Origin of the sequence: Escherichia sp. WS1265 (assembly GCF_046487585.1) — a bacterium.
Taxonomy (GTDB): Bacteria; Pseudomonadota; Gammaproteobacteria; order Enterobacterales; family Enterobacteriaceae; genus Escherichia; species Escherichia coli.
On record NZ_JBJQJE010000052.1, the window covers coordinates 1 to 3,747 of the forward strand.

Annotated in this window: 1 protein-coding gene; it reads left to right on the forward strand. The window is 61.5% G+C overall.

Translation table 11 applies throughout. The features are described from left to right. Positions 1–84: 84 nt before the first annotated feature. Positions 85–3,747: RHS element core protein (locus tag ACJHX3_RS24475; RefSeq protein WP_410236229.1), on the forward strand; the 3,663-nt coding region annotated here is incomplete at its 3' end.

The following is a 3,747-nucleotide window of genomic DNA, read 5'->3' on the forward strand; positions in this document are numbered from 1 at the left end:
GATATCTCACTTAAGGCTTTCTTATAAATCTGTAGGGTTTCGCCTGTCAGCAGACAAATAACCCGATAAAACAAGGATGAGCAGATGAGCGGAAAACCGGCGGCGCGTCAGGGCGACATGACGCAGTATGGCGGTAGCATTGTTCAGGGTTCAGCCGGGGTACGTATTGGTGCCCCCACCGGCGTGGCCTGTTCGGTGTGCCCCGGCGGGGTGACGTCCGGCCATCCGGTCAATCCGCTGCTCGGTGCGAAGGTCCTTCCCGGCGAAACCGACCTTGCCCTGCCCGGCCCGCTGCCGTTCATCCTCTCCCGCACCTACAGCAGTTACCGGACAAAAACGCCCGCGCCGGTGGGGAGCCTCGGCCCCGGCTGGAAAATGCCCGCGGATATCCGCTTACAGCTGCGCGATAACGCACTGATACTCAGTGATAACGGCGGCAGGAGCCTGTATTTTGAGCACCTGTTTCCCGGTGAGGACGGTTACAGCCGCAGCGAGTCACTCTGGCTGGTGCGCGGCGGCGTGGCGAAACTGGATGAAGGTCACCGGCTGGCCGCACTCTGGCAGGCACTGCCGGAAGAGCTTCGCCTGAGTCCGCATCGTTATCTGGCGACGAACAGTCCGCAGGGGCCGTGGTGGGTACTCGGCTGGTGTGAGCAGGTGCCGGAGGCGGATGAGGTGCTGCCCGCGCCGCTGCCGCCGTACCGGGTACTGACCGGGCTGGTGGACCGCTTCGGGCGCACACAGACGTTTCACCGTGAGGCTGGCGGCGAAATCACCGGCGTGACGGATGGCGCAGGCCGTCACTTCCGGCTGGTACTGACCACGCAGGCGCAGCGGGCAGAAGAAGCCCGGCAGCAGGCCATTTCCGGCGGGACGGAACCGTCCGCTTTTCCTGATACCCTGCCGGGTTACACCGAATATGGCCGGGACAACGGCATCCGTCTGTCTGCCGTGTGGCTGACACACGACCCGGAATATCCGGACAACCTGCCAGCCGCGCCGCTGGTACGCTATGGCTGGACGCCGCGTGGCGAACTGGCGGCGGTGTATGACCGCAGCAATACACAGGTGCGCAGCTTTACTTACGATGATAAATACCGGGGCCGGATGGTGGCGCACCGTCACACGGGCCGACCGGAAATCCGTTACCGTTACGACAGTGACGGGCGGGTGACAGAACAGCTAAACCCGGCGGGCTTAAGCTACACGTATCAGTATGAGAAAGACCGCATCACCATCACCGACAGCCTGGACCGCCGTGAAGTCCTGCACACGCAGGGCGAAGGCGGGCTGAAGCGGGTGGTGAAAAAGGAACACGCGGACGGCAGCGTCATGCAGAGTCAGTTTGACGCGGTGGGCAGGCTTAAGGCACAGACGGATGCCGCAGGCCGGACGACTGAGTACAGCCCGGATGTGGTGACGGGACTCATCACGCGCATCACCACACCGGATGGCAGGGCATCGGCATTTTACTATAACCACCACAACCAGTTAACGTCAGCCACCGGGACTGACGGGCTGGAGTTGCGCCGGGAATATGATGAATCCGGCCGTCTGATTCAGGAAACCGCACACAACGGCGATATCACCCGCTACCGTTATGATAATCCACACAGTGACTTACCCTGCGCAACGGAAGATGCCACCGGCAGCCGGAAAACCATGACATGGAGCCGTTACGGTCAGTTGCTGACCGTCACTGACTGTTCCGGTTATGTAACCCGTTATGACCATGACCGTTTTGGTCAGGTGACGGCGGTGCACCGCGAGGAAGGGCTGAGTCAGTACCGCGCATACGACAGCCGTGGACAGTTAATTGCGGTGAAAGACACGCAGGGCCATGAAACGCGGTATGAATACAACGCCGCCGGTGACCTGACCGCCGTCATTGCCCCGGACGGCAGCAGAAACGGGACACAGTACGATGCGTGGGGAAAGGCCATCCGTACCACGCAGGGCGGTCTGACGCGCAGTATGGAATACGATGCTGCCGGACGGGTCATCCGCCTGACCAGTGAAAACGGCAGCCACACCACCTTCCGTTACGATGTACTTGACCGGCTGATACAGAAAACCGGCTTTGACGGCCGCACACAGCGTTATCACCACGACCTGACCGGCAAACTTATCCGCAGCGAGGATGAGGGGCTGGTCACCCACTGGCACTATGACGAAGCAGACCGCATCACGCACCGCACCGTGAAGGGTGAACCGGCAGAGCAGTGGCAGTATGATGAACGCGGCTGGCTGACACAAATCAGCCATCTCAGCGAAGGCCACCGGGTGACGGTGCATTACGGGTATGATGAGAAAGGCCGCCTGACCGGTGAGCGCCAGACGGTGCATCACCCGCAGACGGAAGCACTGCTCTGGCAGCATGAAACCAGACACGCTTACAACGCGCAGGGACTGGCGAACCGCTGTATACCGGACAGCCTGCCCGCCGTGGAATGGCTGACTTACGGCAGCGGCTGGCTGGCAGGCATGAAACTCGGCGACACACCGCTGGTGGAGTATACCCGCGACCGCCTGCACCGGGAAACGCTGCGCAGCTTCGGCCGTTATGAACTCACCACCGCTTATACCTCTGCCGGGCAGTTACAGAGCCAGCACCTGAACAGCCTGCAGTATGACCGCGATTACACCTGGAACGACAACGGCGAACTCATCCGCATCAGCAGCCCGCGACAGACCCGGAGTTACAGCTACAGCGACTCCGGCAGGCTGACCGGCGTCCACACCACCACCTCAAATCTGGATATCCGCATCCCGTATGCCACGGACCCGGCAGGCAACCGCCTGCCCGACCCGGAGCTGCACCCGGACATCACCCTCAGCATGTGGCCGGATAACCGTATCGCCCGTGACGCGCACTATCTTTACCGGTATGACCGTCACGGCAGACTGACGGAGAAAACCGACCTCATCCCGGAAGGGGTTATCCGCACGGATGATGAGCGGACTCACCAGTACCATTACGACAGTCAGCACCGGCTGGTGCACTACACGCGGACACAATATGCAGAGCCGCTGGTCGAAAGTCGCTATCTTTACGACCCGCTGGGCCGCAGGGTGGCAAAACGGGTATGGCGGCGTGAACGGGACCTGACGGGCTGGATGTCGCTGTCACGGAAACCGGAAGTGACCTGGTACGGCTGGGACGGCGACCGGCTGACCACGATACAGAACGACAGAACCCGCATCCAGACGGTTTATCAGCCGGGGAGCTTCACGCCACTCATCAGAGTTGAAACCGCCACCGGTGAGCTGGCGAAAACGCAGCGCCGCAGCCTGGCGGATGCGCTTCAGCAGTCCGGCGGCGAAGACGGTGGCAGTGTGGTGTTCCCGCCGGTGCTGGTGCAGATGCTCGACCGGCTGGAAAGTGAAATCCTGGCTGACCGGGTGAGTGAGGAAAGCCGCCGCTGGCTGGCATCGTGCGGCCTGACGGTGGAGCAGATACAAAACCAGATGGACCCGGTGTACACGCCGGCGCGAAAAATCCACCTGTACCACTGCGACCATCGCGGCCTGCCGCTGGCGCTTGTCAGCACGGAAGGGGCAACAGAATGGTGCGCAGAATACGATGAATGGGGCAACCTGCTGAATGAAGAGAACCCGCACCAGCTGCAGCAGCTCATCCGCCTGCCGGGTCAGCAGTATGATGAGGAGTCAGGCCTGTATTACAACCGCCACCGCTATTATGACCCGCTGCAGGGGCGGTATATCACTCAGGATCCGATTGGGCTG